This is a genomic window from Paenibacillus sp. FSL L8-0708 (assembly GCF_038009325.1).
GTDB classification, from domain to species: Bacteria; Bacillota; Bacilli; order Paenibacillales; family Paenibacillaceae; genus Paenibacillus_AQ; species Paenibacillus_AQ odorifer.
Genome location: NZ_JBBPBC010000001.1, coordinates 1,944,441 through 1,959,553, shown reverse-complemented (window position 1 = coordinate 1,959,553; position 15,113 = coordinate 1,944,441). Strand labels below are relative to the sequence as shown.

The 15,113-nt window shown below is 41.2% G+C and carries 14 protein-coding genes; 5 read left to right on the top strand and 9 right to left on the bottom strand.

Going from position 1 to position 15,113, the window contains the following annotated elements:
- Position 1: 1 nt before the first annotated feature.
- The 3 genes from NYE58_RS08965 to NYE58_RS08955 form a co-directional block, all read right to left on the bottom strand.
- Positions 2–1,039 (bottom strand): helix-turn-helix domain-containing protein, encoded by a 1,038-nt coding sequence (locus NYE58_RS08965; protein ID WP_076277090.1) that lies wholly within the window; start codon positions 1,037–1,039, stop codon positions 2–4.
- A gap of 80 nt (positions 1,040–1,119) precedes the next feature.
- A complete protein-coding gene (locus NYE58_RS08960; protein ID WP_305954103.1) occupies positions 1,120–1,866 on the bottom strand; it encodes a metallophosphoesterase family protein in 747 nt (248 codons plus the stop codon).
- A 69-nt stretch (positions 1,867–1,935) separates the two neighbouring features.
- Complete coding sequence (locus tag NYE58_RS08955) at positions 1,936–2,457, bottom strand: MarR family winged helix-turn-helix transcriptional regulator (RefSeq protein ID WP_076126288.1); 522 nt, start codon at positions 2,455–2,457, stop codon at positions 1,936–1,938.
- A gap of 216 nt (positions 2,458–2,673) precedes the next feature.
- On the opposite strand from NYE58_RS08955, the gene NYE58_RS08950 reads away from it, so the two are divergent.
- The gene (locus tag NYE58_RS08950) at positions 2,674–4,305 is read left to right on the top strand and encodes an MDR family MFS transporter (protein WP_076192880.1); all 1,632 of its coding nucleotides are present in this window, start codon (positions 2,674–2,676) and stop codon (positions 4,303–4,305) included.
- Positions 4,306–4,379: 74 nt separating this feature from the next.
- Here the strand turns inward: NYE58_RS08950 and NYE58_RS08945 are convergent, their stop codons facing one another.
- The gene (locus NYE58_RS08945) at positions 4,380–4,847 is read right to left on the bottom strand and encodes a MarR family winged helix-turn-helix transcriptional regulator (RefSeq protein ID WP_076126284.1); all 468 of its coding nucleotides are present in this window, start codon (positions 4,845–4,847) and stop codon (positions 4,380–4,382) included.
- A gap of 148 nt (positions 4,848–4,995) precedes the next feature.
- Here NYE58_RS08945 and NYE58_RS08940 point away from each other — a divergent pair, with 148 nt between their 5' ends.
- On the top strand, positions 4,996–6,492 hold the full coding sequence (locus NYE58_RS08940) for an amidase (protein WP_341001575.1): 1,497 nt from the start codon (positions 4,996–4,998) through the stop codon (positions 6,490–6,492).
- Positions 6,493–6,529: 37 nt separating this feature from the next.
- Here the strand turns inward: NYE58_RS08940 and NYE58_RS08935 are convergent, their stop codons facing one another.
- Complete coding sequence (locus tag NYE58_RS08935) at positions 6,530–7,123, bottom strand: TetR/AcrR family transcriptional regulator (protein WP_076277093.1); 594 nt, start codon at positions 7,121–7,123, stop codon at positions 6,530–6,532.
- Positions 7,124–7,288: 165 nt separating this feature from the next.
- Here NYE58_RS08935 and NYE58_RS08930 point away from each other — a divergent pair, with 165 nt between their 5' ends.
- Positions 7,289–8,176 carry an ABC transporter ATP-binding protein gene (locus NYE58_RS08930; protein WP_036675634.1) on the top strand — a complete coding sequence of 296 codons (888 nt, stop codon included), beginning with the start codon at positions 7,289–7,291 and terminating at the stop codon, positions 8,174–8,176.
- A complete protein-coding gene (locus tag NYE58_RS08925; protein WP_036675636.1) occupies positions 8,173–8,985 on the top strand; it encodes an ABC transporter permease subunit in 813 nt (270 codons plus the stop codon). The genes NYE58_RS08930 and NYE58_RS08925 overlap by 4 nt, the downstream gene beginning before the upstream one ends.
- Positions 8,986–9,319: 334 nt before the next feature.
- Here the strand turns inward: NYE58_RS08925 and NYE58_RS08920 are convergent, their stop codons facing one another.
- The 4 genes from NYE58_RS08920 to NYE58_RS08905 all read right to left on the bottom strand — a co-directional run bounded on the left by NYE58_RS08920 (position 9,320) and on the right by NYE58_RS08905 (position 13,535).
- Positions 9,320–10,279 carry a glycoside hydrolase family 43 protein gene (locus NYE58_RS08920; RefSeq protein ID WP_076126274.1) on the bottom strand — a complete coding sequence of 320 codons (960 nt, stop codon included), beginning with the start codon at positions 10,277–10,279 and terminating at the stop codon, positions 9,320–9,322.
- Positions 10,280–10,382: 103 nt separating this feature from the next.
- Positions 10,383–11,279: a carbohydrate ABC transporter permease gene (locus tag NYE58_RS08915; RefSeq protein ID WP_036675639.1), complete on the bottom strand. Its 897-nt coding sequence runs from the start codon at positions 11,277–11,279 to the stop codon at positions 10,383–10,385.
- Positions 11,280–11,332: 53 nt separating this feature from the next.
- Positions 11,333–12,211 (bottom strand): carbohydrate ABC transporter permease, encoded by an 879-nt coding sequence (locus NYE58_RS08910; protein ID WP_076138280.1) that lies wholly within the window; start codon positions 12,209–12,211, stop codon positions 11,333–11,335.
- A gap of 79 nt (positions 12,212–12,290) precedes the next feature.
- Complete coding sequence (locus NYE58_RS08905; protein ID WP_036675642.1) at positions 12,291–13,535, bottom strand: extracellular solute-binding protein; 1,245 nt, start codon at positions 13,533–13,535, stop codon at positions 12,291–12,293.
- Positions 13,536–13,811: 276 nt separating this feature from the next.
- Here NYE58_RS08905 and NYE58_RS08900 point away from each other — a divergent pair, with 276 nt between their 5' ends.
- Positions 13,812–14,717, top strand: coding sequence for an ArsR/SmtB family transcription factor (locus NYE58_RS08900; protein ID WP_036675644.1), 906 nt, complete (start codon positions 13,812–13,814; stop codon positions 14,715–14,717).
- The last annotated feature ends 396 nt before the right edge of the window (positions 14,718–15,113 follow it).

The following is a 15,113-nucleotide window of genomic DNA, read 5'->3' as shown; positions in this document are numbered from 1 at the left end:
GTTATCTCCTTGTAAATAACCATAATGGCAAAGTTTCTCGTTGTCCCGTATAGGCAAGTGCGACATCCGATGGTATTTTACCTTGATTAGGTCCGTCTGTAATTTGCCTGTTGAAGTTGTAGGTTCTCAAGTATTCATGTAAGCGCTTTTCTAAAATTTCAAAAGAATCTATCGTATCATCTACCCAAGCCTGCTGGTAGAATTCTTTGGTCAACACCGCCGCAAATTGCTGCAAGGGCTGAAATATCTCTGTTTGGTCTACCGTTATAGCGACTTGATTAATATTGTTCTTATGTAAAAATTCACTATATTTATGTTTTCCTCTGTCCCAGTTCGTAATGAATTCACGGCTTTTGTTCGTAACCAGATTATCGATATGAAAATCTAATGTCTTCATCAATGGGAGAACTTTCAGATGCATAAAATCTATAAAATGAATGGTAGATTTCCGATTGTATAGCTTAACTAGACCTAGTCTGGAGTAGGCATCATAAATTACATATTGATATACCTTTCCGACCCTCGGGAAAACTCCCAAATAGCTAATACTCTGCTGACACATATACCCGGGATGAGCATTTATCGGATTCTTCATCTTATAATCTAGTATTTTCCGTTTCTCTTTAAATCCTTTAGTGTGAGTGGATTGTGCGCCATTCCTCTTCTTTGCTTTGATTTGATTGGCGTAAGCTTCACGTTCTATTCGTTTATTTAGTCCGTTTCGACGTAGTACATTATAAATACCGGATTCCCCTATTTGCATACCTTCATCTTGCAGTTCATAAAAGATGCGTTTAGGCCCATCCTCAGGAAATCTGGCGACGTACTCCAAGATCAATCTTTCCGTTCTCTTATCTACTTTATTAGGCATTACCGGCTTTCTTTTCTTCTCCCCAAGTCCATCCATTCCATGTTGTTGATAAGCTTTAGACCACTTATAATAGATCGTCCGGGAAATGCCAAACTCCTTACAGGTTTCGCTCACATTCTTGCTGACGGCCCCTTGCATGAGGATATGATATTTGCTGTTCGCATTCACCTATTTGCACCCCTCCTATCTTTATTTTATACATAGTTAACGTTTAATTCATTACTATTCTAAAAAAAATGGGAGAACGCTCAAAGCGTCTCACCATTCCGAACAAAATGCGTTATGTATTTCCCTGCGGAAATCTCCAAGCAATTTAGTCGTTGGCCATATGCACAGCCGCCATCTATGCCAATTTTATCTCCCAGTGGACTAAACCAGATTTCTTCTGAATCATGCAGATCCATCGTCGAAGTATGACCGAAAACAACCGTTTTGTTAGTGCTAACTACCGGATTCTTATAAAAGGGTTCTCTAATCCAGATAAAATCATAAGGGTCCTGCTGCTTCCAATCCTCTATTAATGGATTAATGCCTGCATGAACAAAAATATGTTCTTCCGTCTCATGATAAAGCGGCAATGTGCTCAGAAAGTCTATATGATGTCTATAGTCCCGCCTAATTTTTTCTTTTAGCTGCATATAATCCTTCCAGCCAAAATCCTTCTGCAATCCTTCGTAGCCCGCCTCGCAATAACTCATCAGTGTATGAAATCCGCCGTTAGTTAGCCAATGGGTATCCAATTTATCATCATCGCTGGTGAGCGCATCGCAAGCCATTTTATCGTGATTTCCTTTGAGAACTATAGCTCCACATTCTTGCTGCAGAGTCATCACTTGCTCCACAATTCCTTTACTGTCCAGACCTCTATCCACATAATCTCCCATTAAAATAAGCTTATCCTCCGACGGGCGATAATTCACTTTTGATAATAGGGCATTGAATTCTACATAACTTCCGTGAATGTCACTAATTGCTAATATTCTGATGATAATCACTCCTTGCTCTAAGATGCAAAAAAAGATGTTCCCGCAGGTCTGCAGGAATATCTTTTGATGTTGGGCTTTCTATACTGAATCTATAACTAATGGCTCCTCATCCGACTGTGGAAAAAAATGACGGCTTCTGACCTCATGCACCGCTTCTTGAAAACGATCGCACAAAAAGATCAGCTGGTCGATCTCTTCCTTACCGACCTTTTGCGTGATTTCACTCAAAATACCGGAATAGGATGCCATCTGCCTGCTATAAATCTGCTCTCCAAGCTCACTCAGACAGATATATACGACCCGACGATCTGTATCGGATGTTGTACGCACTACGTAACCTTTTTCCTCCAAAGTATTTGCCATTTGCGTGGCAGTAGGTCTACTTATCTGGAGCAGGTCACTTAATTTAGAAATCATAACTCCCCGGTGCTGTTTGTCACCTTCAGTGGCTTTCTTTTGCTTCATAACAGTGTGAATGACGTACATCATAACAAACTCTCTATACGATACTACATCAATCGAGTAGGGGCGAGCAGTCAGACGCTTTATATTTTCAAGGGCTATGATCAGCTTCTGCTCTTGATTGTCATGGGTATCCATAGGGCACCTCCAATATACCTCAATCTAATTAGATTACTTACCTATTCCCAAAAAATCAAGTCAAATTCAAATTCTCTTTAAATTAAAATTTAATAATTAACCTGTTGTGCTAATTGATGAATTTGTGTATTATACATAAATGATAGTTTGGCTACCTAATTATTACGACTGAATTCCCAAACTACAATATATAGAAGTTAAAGGAGAGGAACTGCTCTGGAGCATCTCACTCAGAAAAAGAAAGTTACAATTATGATTGCTTTAATGGCGGCTATGTTTTTCGCAGCAATCAACCAGACGATTGTGGGCACAGCAATGCCCCGAATTATTGCGATGCTTGGAGGTATTGAACATTATACCTGGGTAATTACCATCTATATGCTCACCTCAACCATCGCCACCGTACTTGTCGGTAAATTATCCGATATTTACGGAAGAAAGCCCTTCCTGTTATCAGGGATTGTCATTTTTATTATAGGTGCTTTCCTATCCGGATTGTCGACCAACATTTTTCAAATGATCACTTATCGCGGGATTCAAGGTCTAGGCGGCGGGATTCTAATGTCGGCCACCGTAACCGCTGTAGGTGATTTGTTCGCTCCAAGAGAGAGAGCCAAGTGGACTGGAATTATGATGGCAATATTTGGTTTCTCCAGCGTAATTGGTCCTACCCTTGGCGGATTCATGGTAGATCACATGGCTTGGAAATGGATTTTCTGGATCTTCTTACCTTTCGGGATCGTGGCCTTCTTTATGATTTTGAAAATGTTCCCTAAAACCACGCGTTCTACATCTGAGTCCATCGACTACTTAGGCTCCATTTTCCTTTCCCTGACCATTGTTGCGCTCTTGCTCGGCTTTTCATGGGCAGGAACAAAATATGACTGGGGTTCTCCGGAGATTCTCGGCTTGTTTGGGGCTTCCATTCTGGGTCTGATTATCCTGATTCTGATTGAACGTAAAGCTAAAAGCCCAGTATTGCCATTATCCTTATTTAAAAATTCCATCGTATCCATCTCAATGATTGTCGGCTTCCTGATGAATGCCGGTATGATGGGCGCAATGATCTACCTGCCTTTCTTCGTGCAAGGGGTAGAGGGTGTCTCCCCAACTAAATCTGGTTTCATCAATATGCCAATGTCACTTACTATGATTGTACTAAGTACTTTAGTGGGAAGATGGATCTCCAAAACAGGAAAATATAAACGTTATGCTCTAATGGGGATGCCATTCATGGTTGTAGCCATGATATTAATGGCCTTTATGAGTAACATTGCTACGGCTGTAGTCAGCATGATTATCTTCGGGGTTGGGTTAGGACTATCGATGCCTGTATTTACACTAACCGTACAAAATGCTGTAGCGCCTTCAATGCTAGGTGTTGCTACTGCTACAAATACTTTATTCCGTAATTTAGGTGGAACCATAGGTATTGCCATCATGGGTACCATTATGAACTCCTCATTAACCAAAAAATTAGAGGCAGCGGTGTCCTCTGGCAAAGGTCCGGATTTATCCAAACTTGATCCTGAATCCGCTAAACAGCTTTCTGCCTTTATGAATCCTCAAATGCTGCTAGATCAGCCTAAGCTTAAAGAATTGCATGCAACACTGCCAGAGCAAATCCAGCCGCTCTTCAATCAATTGATTGAGATGCTGCGGAACGCACTAAGCGATTCCCTGACAGTTGTGTTCTTAAGTGGTACGGCGCTGTTAGTTATCGCAGCACTGCTCGTTCTGTTCCTTAAAGAGATTCCATTACGTAGTGGAGAGAAAAAAATGGAGACACACGCAGAGGATAAAAACGGGAGTAAAAAACTCGAAAAATCTGTGCCTGCTGCACATTAATCGCAAATAACCTTACATTAGAGATGTCCGTAAACAGCTTAGGCTGTGCGGCATCTCTTTTTTTATAGGAAGGGCTAGGATTCGTTTGGTTGATCATTCAATTCTTCGAAGTAAACATAGACTCCGTTTAACAGCTCCATTAACGTATCCGTCTGTTCTTTGCCCATGTAATCAATCATACCTTTAAAGGTATTCCGGGATTTCGTTACAGCCATCTCAGCCAGATGCTCCCCTTTTTCCGTAAGCGTGATCTCACTAACTCGGCGATCCTGTGCATCAGAAGTACGCACCACATATCCTTGTGCAATCAGACTATTGAGCATTTGGGTAACCGTAGGAGAGGTGACTTTCAGAAACTTGCTAATCTCCGAAACCGTCTGTCCCTTCTTCCCTTCCCGTTCTTTACCAAGCTTTAAAGAAACCAACATCCGGACCTCACTTGGCTTCAAGCCCCAAATCGTGGTTTTACGCCAGTTCATTCTAGCGAATTGTTGGAAAGCCTCCATTAATCCATCCACATTCTGATATTTCTCTTCGTTCATCAGTACACCCCATAAAATCATTTAACACTAAGTATAGCCTAATATGACGTAAAAAAGAATTGATAGATGTCAGATTACCCATTTTCAAAAAATAACTAATGGGATGTATAATATAATAATCATCCTAAATTGAAAGTGGGTATCTAATTTGTCCTTTTCTTACTCTACCTATGACGCTCTAGGACTTGCTTCACTTGTCAAAGCACGTGAAATTTCACCTCGTGAGCTGGTCGAAGCCGCCTTCGCTCGGTTAGATGAGATCAATCCGGTCATAAATGCGGTGGTGCGCACCCGTCGTGAAGCTGCTCTTAGAGAAGCCGACGAGATGCCTGTTCAGGATAACACTCGGCCGTTTGCTGGCGTTCCGTTTCTATTAAAAGATATTTCCCAATCTATCGCTGGCGAGCCCATCACTTGTGGGGCTATGCTGATGAAGAACAATGTCGCACGGTGGGATTCAAATTATGTTGCACGAATTAGGAAAGCCGGCTTTATTCCACTTGGCCATACGAATACACCCGAGTTCGGCTTAAAAAACATTACAGAGAATGTCCTCCATGGCCCTGCTCGTAATCCTTGGAATCACGAATATTCTCCTGGAGGTTCAAGTGGCGGAGCCGCAGCGGCTGTAGCTTCTGGTATTGTTCCAGTAGCGGGAGCCAGTGATGGTGGTGGGTCCATCCGTATTCCCGCCTCATTCACAGGCCTATTCGGACTTAAACCCACGCGCGGGCGCACACCAGTAGGACCCGGAGTCGGCCGTCAATGGCAAGGGGCTTCTATTGATTTTGCCTTAACCCGGTCCGTTCGCGATAGCGCTGCTATGTTAGATCTGCTGCAGGTTGTGCAGCCAGAAGCCGCCTTCCAGACCCCGTTATACCCGGGCGTATATCTGGATGACCTGTTTAAGCCTACGCAACGTAAACTACGAATTGGATTTACGACGGCTTCCCCAGTAGGTACGCCTGTCTCTGAAGAGGCCGTAAATGCTGTTCTCAAAACCGTGAACTGGCTCGAAGCTGAAGGACATGCGGTTGAAGAAACAGAAAGTCCTGTGAATGGCACAAGACTGATGGAGAACTACTATACGATGAATGCCGGAGAGGTAGCAGCGATGTTCGTCTCCCTGGAGAGAAATATGGGACGTTCCATAACTGCTGACGATGTCGATATCATTACGTGGGTCCTTGGTGAGACTGGAAAAAATGTTTCAGCGGCCGAATTCGTACATAGTCTGGATGAATGGGACGTTGCAGCCGCCCAAATGGCGGAACTGTTTAATCATTACGACTTATATATAACACCTACGAATGCAAACTCTGCTCCCAAAATTGGTGAATTAACACATAAACCTGCAGAGATAGCAAAGCTGCTGCACGTAAATGAATTGCCAAAAGAAGAACAGAGCCGCTTAATTTACGAGATGTTTGAGCCAAGCCTAACCTATACACCGTTCACCCAGCTCGCAAATCTGACAGGCCAGCCTGCAATGAGTGTGCCCGTCCATAAGTCAGCAACTGGCCTGCCGCTAGGCGTTCAAGTCATGGCGAACAAAGGCCGTGAAGATTTGTTGCTTCAGCTTGCTGCCCAGCTTGAACAATCCGCTCTTTGGGTCGGCATGAATGGAAATCCGCTGTTCACCTGATCAATTAAGGGTGATGCTCTCGCAGCTCAAGCTCCCCTTACTCTTTCCCGCAAATGCCATAGAAGAAAATATGGATGGCTTCCTCGATGAAGGCATCCATATCTTCCTGTTTGCTAGCTTCGTCTAGAAGCTCACCTGCATTACGCATATACATCCCCATTAGTGAAAGTATCCCTTTGGTGGATACTTTATTTGAGATTTCTCCCCGCGCTTTCCCATCCTCGACCATCTTCACCAGCACCGGCAAAATGTCATTCGCATATCGTTCCTCAATATAATGGAACATTTCTTGATCCTCAACCATAAGCTCCTTCACAGTTGCGGGAGATAAACCGCTGTAAGTTTCCCTCTCCATGGTTAGAATGTAACCCATAATCTCCTTTAGAGAATGCTCTTGATAAATGTAATCTTCAAATTTCTGAATTTCCTTCTGAACAAAGTCCTTAAAAGACTCACTAAGCAGCGCTTCCTTGCTGCCAAAATAATTATAAATCGTCACCTGAGAGACCCCTGCTTCTTTCGCAATATCAGCGATCCGTAGACGTTTCGGTTCCCAGTTCTTGAGCATCTCCATGGTAGTTTTCATAATTTTGAGTTTAATCTGTGCTGCTCTCTTTTCAAATCCATTCATAGCTTCCACCCTAACTTCGTTATTAAGTATGCATATTCAAATTTAATGAAATATTTCATTTCAATTATTTCATAATTATATTGACTTCATTAACCACTAGGAATAATATAACATATGAAATATCTGATTCATAATAGTTCATTATTTTGCGGCGGGGGTGGCAGCATGCTGGTAGTAGAAGGCTTAACTAAACGATTTTCGAATGGCAAAGGAATCGAAGATGTAACATTTACCGTAAATAAAGGCGAGGTTTTTGGATTTCTGGGTCCTAACGGTGCGGGTAAATCGACGACCATACGGCATATCATGGGTTTTATGAAACCAGATCAAGGGCATGCGAGTATCCATGGGCTTGATGTATGGAAGGCACAAGGGACAGTCCAGAAGCATATTGGCTACTTACCCGGTGAAATTAACTTTTTTGATGGGATGACGGGCCTTTCTTTCCTTAAATTCATGTCAGCCATGCAGGGAATCAAAAATACTACCAAACGCGAGCAGCTGATTGAACGCTTGCAATTTGATGCCACAACTCCGATCCGAAAAATGTCAAAGGGAATGAAGCAAAAGGTCGGAATCGTCGCTGCTTTTATGCACAGTCCTGAAGTTATTATTCTGGATGAACCTACCTCGGGTCTCGACCCGCTCATGCAAAAGGTATTTATTGATCTGGTACTGGAGGAAAAATCAGCCGGAACTACCTTTCTCATGTCCTCACACAGCTTTCAGGAAATTGAACGCACCTGTGACCGCGCCGCAATTATTAAAGACGGACGGATTATCACCGTAAAAAATATTCATGAACTACAATCGATGCAACGGAAGCTGTTTGAGGTCATTTTTGCGAATAGTGAAGATGCAGTGGATTTTGCCGCCTCCGGCCTACAAGTGGAAGCTCATGAGGGAAATAGGGTCCGCATAGCTGTGCAAGGCAATTATGATCGATTCATCCGGGAAACTGGAAAATACAATATCCGCAGCATCGACGTATTCACGCAGAATCTAGAGGACATCTTCATGGACTATTATGACCGCGAGGGGGCAGTGCAATGAATCTTCCGCTCTATAAGGAAATGATGCGAGTGAACCTGAAAGGAATATTGAATTACGCCTTTGGTTCTGCCTTCTATATTCTGTTTATGATCTGGCTTTATCCAGGGATTGCGGGGAGTACACAAGCAATTGATGACCTTATTAAGGCGATGCCAGAGGGTGTGGGTAAAGCCTTTGGGTTAAATAGCGGATTTACCAGTGCTGAAGCTTTTATCTCCGGAGAATATTATGGACTTATACTAGTTCTGATTCTTTCCATAGTTTGTGTGCAAATGTCAACGCAGCTAATGGCTCGACTCGTGGATCGCGGCTCCATGGCTTATCTGCTCATAGCCCCAACTACACGGAGAAAAGTCGCCACCACGCAGGCACTTGTACTCACTACAGCATTGCTCTTAATTATGGGTGTAACCACCCTCGCCGGATTATTAGGTAAAGCATGGTTTCTTGGCAGTGAATATGACTTTAACAGCGGTCGCTTCGCTCAGCTGAATACCGTGGCCTTTTTATTATTTTTTGCGGTAGGCGGCCTTACCTTTCTCGTGTCCTCTGTATGTAATGACGAGAAAAAAGCGCTCGGAATTTCCGGCGCCATCGCCTTCGGATTTTTCACTCTGGATCTACTCGGTAAAATAAGCGACAAACTTGAAGGACTGCGTTTCCTAACCTTATTCTCCTTCTATCAACCCGGGGAAATCGTTCAGGGCAACGTGGAGATTATTCAGGTCTCCAGTTGGCTGCTGTTGATCGGAGTGCTCACCTTTTCCTTGGGAGTAGAGCTGTTCAGAAGACGGGATCTTCCATTATAAGAGTACCTCACTTGATCAACTCGCTTTTACGCGTTCCCGAAGCAACTATCGGACACCGTTGACCTTAAATGCAACTTTATCACAAATTTGCGTACCTAACGGACCCTAAAGTCGTTATTGGCTTGAAGATCAGCAAAAATGAACCTTTTCTAAAGGAATAGCTGCACTGGGGTCCGCAACCTTACTCAAATGACTAAAAAATTGCAAATAGCGTCAGCTGAGTCCTTAAGCCTCAGGAGGGTTATAACTATGACTCTTATAAAAAACAACAGAGCAGTGTTTCTCCACCTCTGGGAGAATCATTGCTCTGTTGTTTTATGCGACAAATCCCTTTTTATTTCGTATCCGGTCTAGGTACACCAAAGTTTGGCGTTCCATCTTCATTCCACTGGATTACTTGCACACGTGCGTGACGATTCGGATCGTAAAGCGGATCTCCGACAATTTCCTTATAGCTTCTAGCATGGAAAACAAGGATATCCTGTGTGCCATCCTCAGAGACAGTAAAGCTATTATGTCCCGGACCATATTGGCCATTTTCCTCAGAAGTCGTAAACACAGGTTCAGGTGTCTTGACCCATGATTTTGGATCCATTAAATCACTATTCTCATCAGCAGTCAATAATCCCATACAATAGTTGTGATCTGTTGCACTAGCTGAGAATGTCATGAAAATACGTCCATTACGCTTAAGGATTGCCGCGCCTTCGTTCACCAAAAATCCGATTTTTTCCCAATCGTATTCAGGAGTAGTGATGCACACCTGCTCACCTTTTAGTGTCCAAGGGTTCTCCATTTCGGAAATATAAATATTTGAATTGCCAGGGATAGCAGGATCTTTTTGTGCCCAAACGTAATATCTAACTCCTTTATGCTCAAAAGTTGTTGCATCCAAGGCAAAAGATTCCCATTTTGTTTTTATTTGACCCTTTTCCACCCATTCACCCTCTAAAGGATTTGCGGATGAGTTTTCTAGTGCAAACATGCGATGATCAAATAAGCCATCTTTCGTATCAGAGGTATGTGCAGCTGCATAATACACGTACCATTTTCCATCAATATAATGAATCTCTGGCGCCCAAATATTAGCACTCATCAAACCCGTTTCATGCTTAACCCAAATGGTCTTTCCATCAGCCTCAGCCAATCCTTGAATAGATTCAGAACGGCGAAGCTCAATTCTATCGAACTCCGGAACTGAAGCTATGAAATAGTAGTACCCGTCAGTATGTTTATAGATCCAAGGATCTGCTCGTTGCTCAACTAGTGGATTTTTCACATTAAATTCTCTCACAATGACAACTCCTATATTTATCTCTTTTTTATATTTGCAGGTCACCAAAACACACCCTTCCTTATAAGAAGTCAAGGTGTATTTAAGTTTAAGTTCATTCGATCTAACCTTTGATACCCGAATTCAGGTTGATGGATTGAACAAAGTATTTTTGTGCAAAAACGAATAGCAGCAATGTTGGAATAATCGCCATGATTGCCGAGCCCATTAATTGTCCGATCATACGGTAGTTTCCGTATATGTCTTGCAATAAGAGCAAACCAGCAGTAATTGGCATTTTGTCTACGTCTGTGTACACGATAACCGGCCAGAGGAAGTCATTCCAAGATCCAGTAAAGGAGAACAATCCGCAAACAATCAATATTGGTTTAACTAACGGCAATATAATTTGCGCGAAAATTCTAAAGTCACTAGCACCATCAACTTTAGCCGATTCATCTAATTCTTTTGGGATACCGTTCATAAACTGTCTGACCAAGAAGATATTACCCATACCCGCAAGACCAGGGATAATCATAGCCCAGGAAGTATTCACCCAACCAAAGGAGTCAATGATTTTATAAGAAGGAATCAAGTTAACAACACCCGGGAAGAAGGAGATCCCCAGCAAAGTAAAGAACAATGTGTCTCTTCCTTTAAACTTAATACGGGTGTATCCAAAACCTGTAATCGAAATAACAATAACAACCAGAATGGTGTGAGATGTAGCAATAAACAATGAGTTACCTAACCAACGTAGAATTGGAGCTGTAGAGGTATTGTTTAGGATTGTAACGTAGTTCTCAAAGACCCACTCTTTAGGAAATAGTCTAAAGCCCGAGGATACTACTTCCGTTTGTGATCTAAATGAGGTGGAAATCCCGAATATAACAGGAATGATCCAAATCACACATAGGATACCTAGAAATATATAGGAAATATATTTTGAAATACTTACACTGGAGGAGCCTTTTATTTTGCCTGTTGTATTTACAACTGGATTTACTGCCTGGTTTGACATTTTAGTACACCTACCTTTTCCATTTCCTTGTTAGTCAATTAGTTTCTGCGAACCTATGAAGCATTTCGGTTCATTACAAAATATTGCAGCGCTGAGATCACCAAAATAACTAATCCCAGTAAAACTGCCATAGCTGATGCCATCCCGGCGATGGACTCACCGTTACCGAAAGCTAATTGACGAATATACATCATTAGAACGTGTGTACTTTGTCGAGGTCCGCCATCGGTCATCATTAACGGTTGGCCGAATACATTAAAGGCACCCGCAGTTGTCATAACAAAGGTATAAATTAATGGAAAACGAATAGATGGCAAGGTAATACTAGTGAATTTTTTAATAGAACCCGCACCATCGAGCTCAGCCGATTCATATAACTCTTGAGAAACGCCACTTAAGGAAGCACGATAGATAATCATGTTGCCCCCAATACCACCCCATAAAGTAATTACAATGATAATAATCCACGCATAGGGTTGATTTGCAGGCCAAGCAATTTGTGATCCAAATAGATTACCAGTGATCCCAAGTTGCTTATTAAAGATCAACAGCCAAATCAGTGCGGCCGCAGAAATTGAAATCAAGCCAGGAATATAAAGAATAGATTGAATTAAGCTCTTCATTTTAACTTTTTTATGTTCCAACGCCACCGCGACCATTAATGGAATAATAATCAGCAACGGAACAGACATAGCAACGAAAATCAATGTATTTTTTAGGCCTCTGAAAAATTGAGTATGAAAGGTTGAACTGTTGTCAAAAAGAATAGCCTTATAGTTATCAAAGCCTACCCATACCGGATCACTCATTAAATTCCATTTTGTAAATGAAGCATAAATCCCATAAATCGTTGGCAATAAAATGAAGACAGCAAACAAAATGACATGCGGACCTACAAAGAAAGCAGGTGCCCAATTGATTTTCTTTTTCATAGGAATTCATTTCTCCTTTTGCACAAAGTAATGCACCATAACATGGCACATTACTTCGTACAATCTATTCTATTTTGCTTTATTTTGCTGCACTGCTGCTTTCCGCAATTTTATCTTCAACAAATTTTTGCATCGTTGCCAAAGTCTCATCAATATCAACGTTGCCACGAACGATATCCGCACAGTAAGTATCTACAGCTTCCGCAATGTATGGGTAGTATTCATATGTGTAAATGTAAAGGGATTCGATTTCTTTTTCATCAGATGTAAAGAAGGATTGCATATAGTCTTTGTACTCAGGGCTTTGGTTAACTACGTTACTAGCTACGTTTTGTCCAGCTTTTGCCCATTCCATCGAATTCGTACGAACATATTCCAAGAAGTTAGCAATACCTACTTCTTTTTCGTCTGTTCTCTTATCATTTTTCAACATAGCGAACAAGTGAGAAGAAGATCTGTTGGTGAATTTGTCAGGAGTAGGAGAATAAACATTGGTCACGCCAAAGTTCAAACCTTCAACCCCAGCATGTGCTGTAGAACTCCAAGTTCCGTCTGTCGAGAAAAGTACATTTTGAGATTGGAACATCAAGTAACCGTCTTCACCAAATGGAGTCATAAGGCCAGCATCGGCGATTTTCTTAACATTTTCAAACGCTTGTTTAAAGACAGGGGTGTTAACAGCCGGTTTTCCATCAACTTGGATATCGCCGCCCAAATCTTGAATTTGAGCCAAGATAACCCAGCCCAGCAAAGCATCATTAACTACGTAATCGCCTTCATCCAATTTACCTTGTAAGGAAAGCATTTCATCAATAGTAACAACGTTATCATCCAAGAAAGATTCAGCATTATACTTTTTCAGCAAATCTTTATTGTAATACATTACGTTACTATGAATATCAAGAGGAACTGTGTATTGAGTTCCATCGATATTACCAGTGTTCCAAGCTTGTGGTAAGTAATTTTCAGCTTTCAGTTCAGGTTGTGCTGGCAATACGGTATCTTGCATGGATTCCAGTACACCTTGTTTAACAAATCCAGGAACACGGTCAGCATGGATAATTGCTAAATCAGGAACACCTTTGCTAGATGCCAAAACTGTAGAAATCTTTGTGTACATATCAGCCGTAATAACATGTTTTACTTTAATTTCGGGATTCGTTGCATTGTAGTTTTTAACAATTTGATCCATATAAGCACCGTCATCACCGGTCAGCGGTGTCCAGAACGTAATCGTCTTACTATCATCTTTACCACCGCATCCTGCCAAAACTGTCGATAATGTTAGAACCGTTGCTAATAAAACTCCAAATTTCTTTTTCATTACTCTCTCCCCCTGCAGCTGTAATGTTAAGATAACCATTCATGTTCACTTTCTTTGAAAACGATTAACTTGAGATTAGTATACATTCATTGTGAAAGCGTAGTCAATAACATTTAAATAAACTTAATAGAATTTTTTTTCATTTAATTAACCTTTTGATTCATCTCTCGGAGATGAAAGCGATATTATATTTACTTCGGTTACCTTTCATGTTACTTTATATATAGATTAATAAACTTTACAGTATATGAAATAACTTTGAAAGAAGTGGGTAAAATGCAGTTGGAAATCGACAAATCCTCTCTTGTTGTTTACGAAGCTTTAGCGAGTGAAGTACGCATCAAAATTATTCAGTTGCTCTCCAAAAATAAGATGAACATCAAAGATTTGGCAGAAGAACTTAAAATAAGCAGTCCTATCGTTACCAAACACATTAAAAAACTAGAAGATGCAGGGCTCATAAAAACGGAAAAGGTGCCTGGTAAATCAGGAATGCAAAAAATTTCAATTCTTAGGGTGGATCATATTGAGATTAACTTCCCGAAGAAAATCTTTCACTCTTTTGCCTCCTACGAGACATCAGTGCCGATTGGTCATTATACCGATTATGATCTGAAACCTACTTGCGGACTTGCTACGGATAAGGAGTTTATCGGCAGAGTAGACGAACCTAAGTATTTCATGGATTCTAAAAGAGTGGACGCAGAGATTCTCTGGTTCACTCAAGGTTATGTCCAATATAATATCGCTAATTTCCTAAAAAAAGAGGAAACCCTACAGCAATTTGAGATTAGCTTAGAGCTTTCTTCCGAATTCCCCTTTGCTAATGACGTATGGCCTTCAGACATCACCTTTTCTTTGAATGGCTTGGAATTAGGGACTTGGACGAGCCCCGGGGATTTCGCTGATGCTAGAGGTAAATTCACACCGGAATGGTGGCCACACAATATCAATCAATACGGATTGCTAAAAACGATTAGAATTACAAACCACAATGGAACTTACATTGACGGTGACCCGCTGTCTCAGGTTTCGATTGAGGATTTAGATACGACTTGTGACCGTTGGACCTTTCGGATCGAAGTGAAGGAAGATGCAAAGCACGTAGGAGGAGCAACGATTTTCGGGAAAAAATTCGGAAACCATGATCAAGATATCATTTTCAAATTGTACTATCTGTAAATTTTTCTTTTATGTTCTAAGCAAAACTGGTTCTTTTTGCGGGGGTGAACAACTAATTAGCTATTCTTCCTTAGCTCCCCCCCACCCGTTATGCCCTACCCCCTCTCTTTATCCATGCTGATATATCCCGCCTAGTCATCCATTCACCAAATTTCACTCTTATCCACTTCAGCATTAATCACCAGTAGTTAAATCATTTTCCTCTATTTTGAATTTATAATTTATAAAAATATAAAAAGATTCATGGATTTATAAATTTCCATTTGACTATTTGCTGATATCATGCTTAAAATGAGAGCATTATAAAACGTTTTCCTTGTTATGGTTTAGTAATACATAAATTAAAACCATTTTCATATACGAAAGCGTTTTTTTAGTAGCTATTTATGTAAGCGT

Coding starts and splice junctions, on each gene's coding strand:
- NYE58_RS08955 (WP_076126288.1), bottom strand. CDS start 2,457: ATGGATACCCATGACAATCAAGAGCAGAAGCTGATCATAGCCCTTGAA.
- NYE58_RS08945 (WP_076126284.1), bottom strand. CDS start 4,847: ATGAACGAAGAGAAATATCAGAATGTGGATGGATTAATGGAGGCTTTC.
- NYE58_RS08935 (WP_076277093.1), bottom strand. CDS start 7,123: ATGAATGGATTTGAAAAGAGAGCAGCACAGATTAAACTCAAAATTATG.
- NYE58_RS08930 (WP_036675634.1), top strand. CDS start 7,289: ATGCTGGTAGTAGAAGGCTTAACTAAACGATTTTCGAATGGCAAAGGA.
- NYE58_RS08925 (WP_036675636.1), top strand. CDS start 8,173: ATGAATCTTCCGCTCTATAAGGAAATGATGCGAGTGAACCTGAAAGGA.
- NYE58_RS08915 (WP_036675639.1), bottom strand. CDS start 11,279: ATGTCAAACCAGGCAGTAAATCCAGTTGTAAATACAACAGGCAAAATA.
- NYE58_RS08910 (WP_076138280.1), bottom strand. CDS start 12,211: ATGAAAAAGAAAATCAATTGGGCACCTGCTTTCTTTGTAGGTCCGCAT.
- NYE58_RS08905 (WP_036675642.1), bottom strand. CDS start 13,535: ATGAAAAAGAAATTTGGAGTTTTATTAGCAACGGTTCTAACATTATCG.
- NYE58_RS08900 (WP_036675644.1), top strand. CDS start 13,812: ATGCAGTTGGAAATCGACAAATCCTCTCTTGTTGTTTACGAAGCTTTA.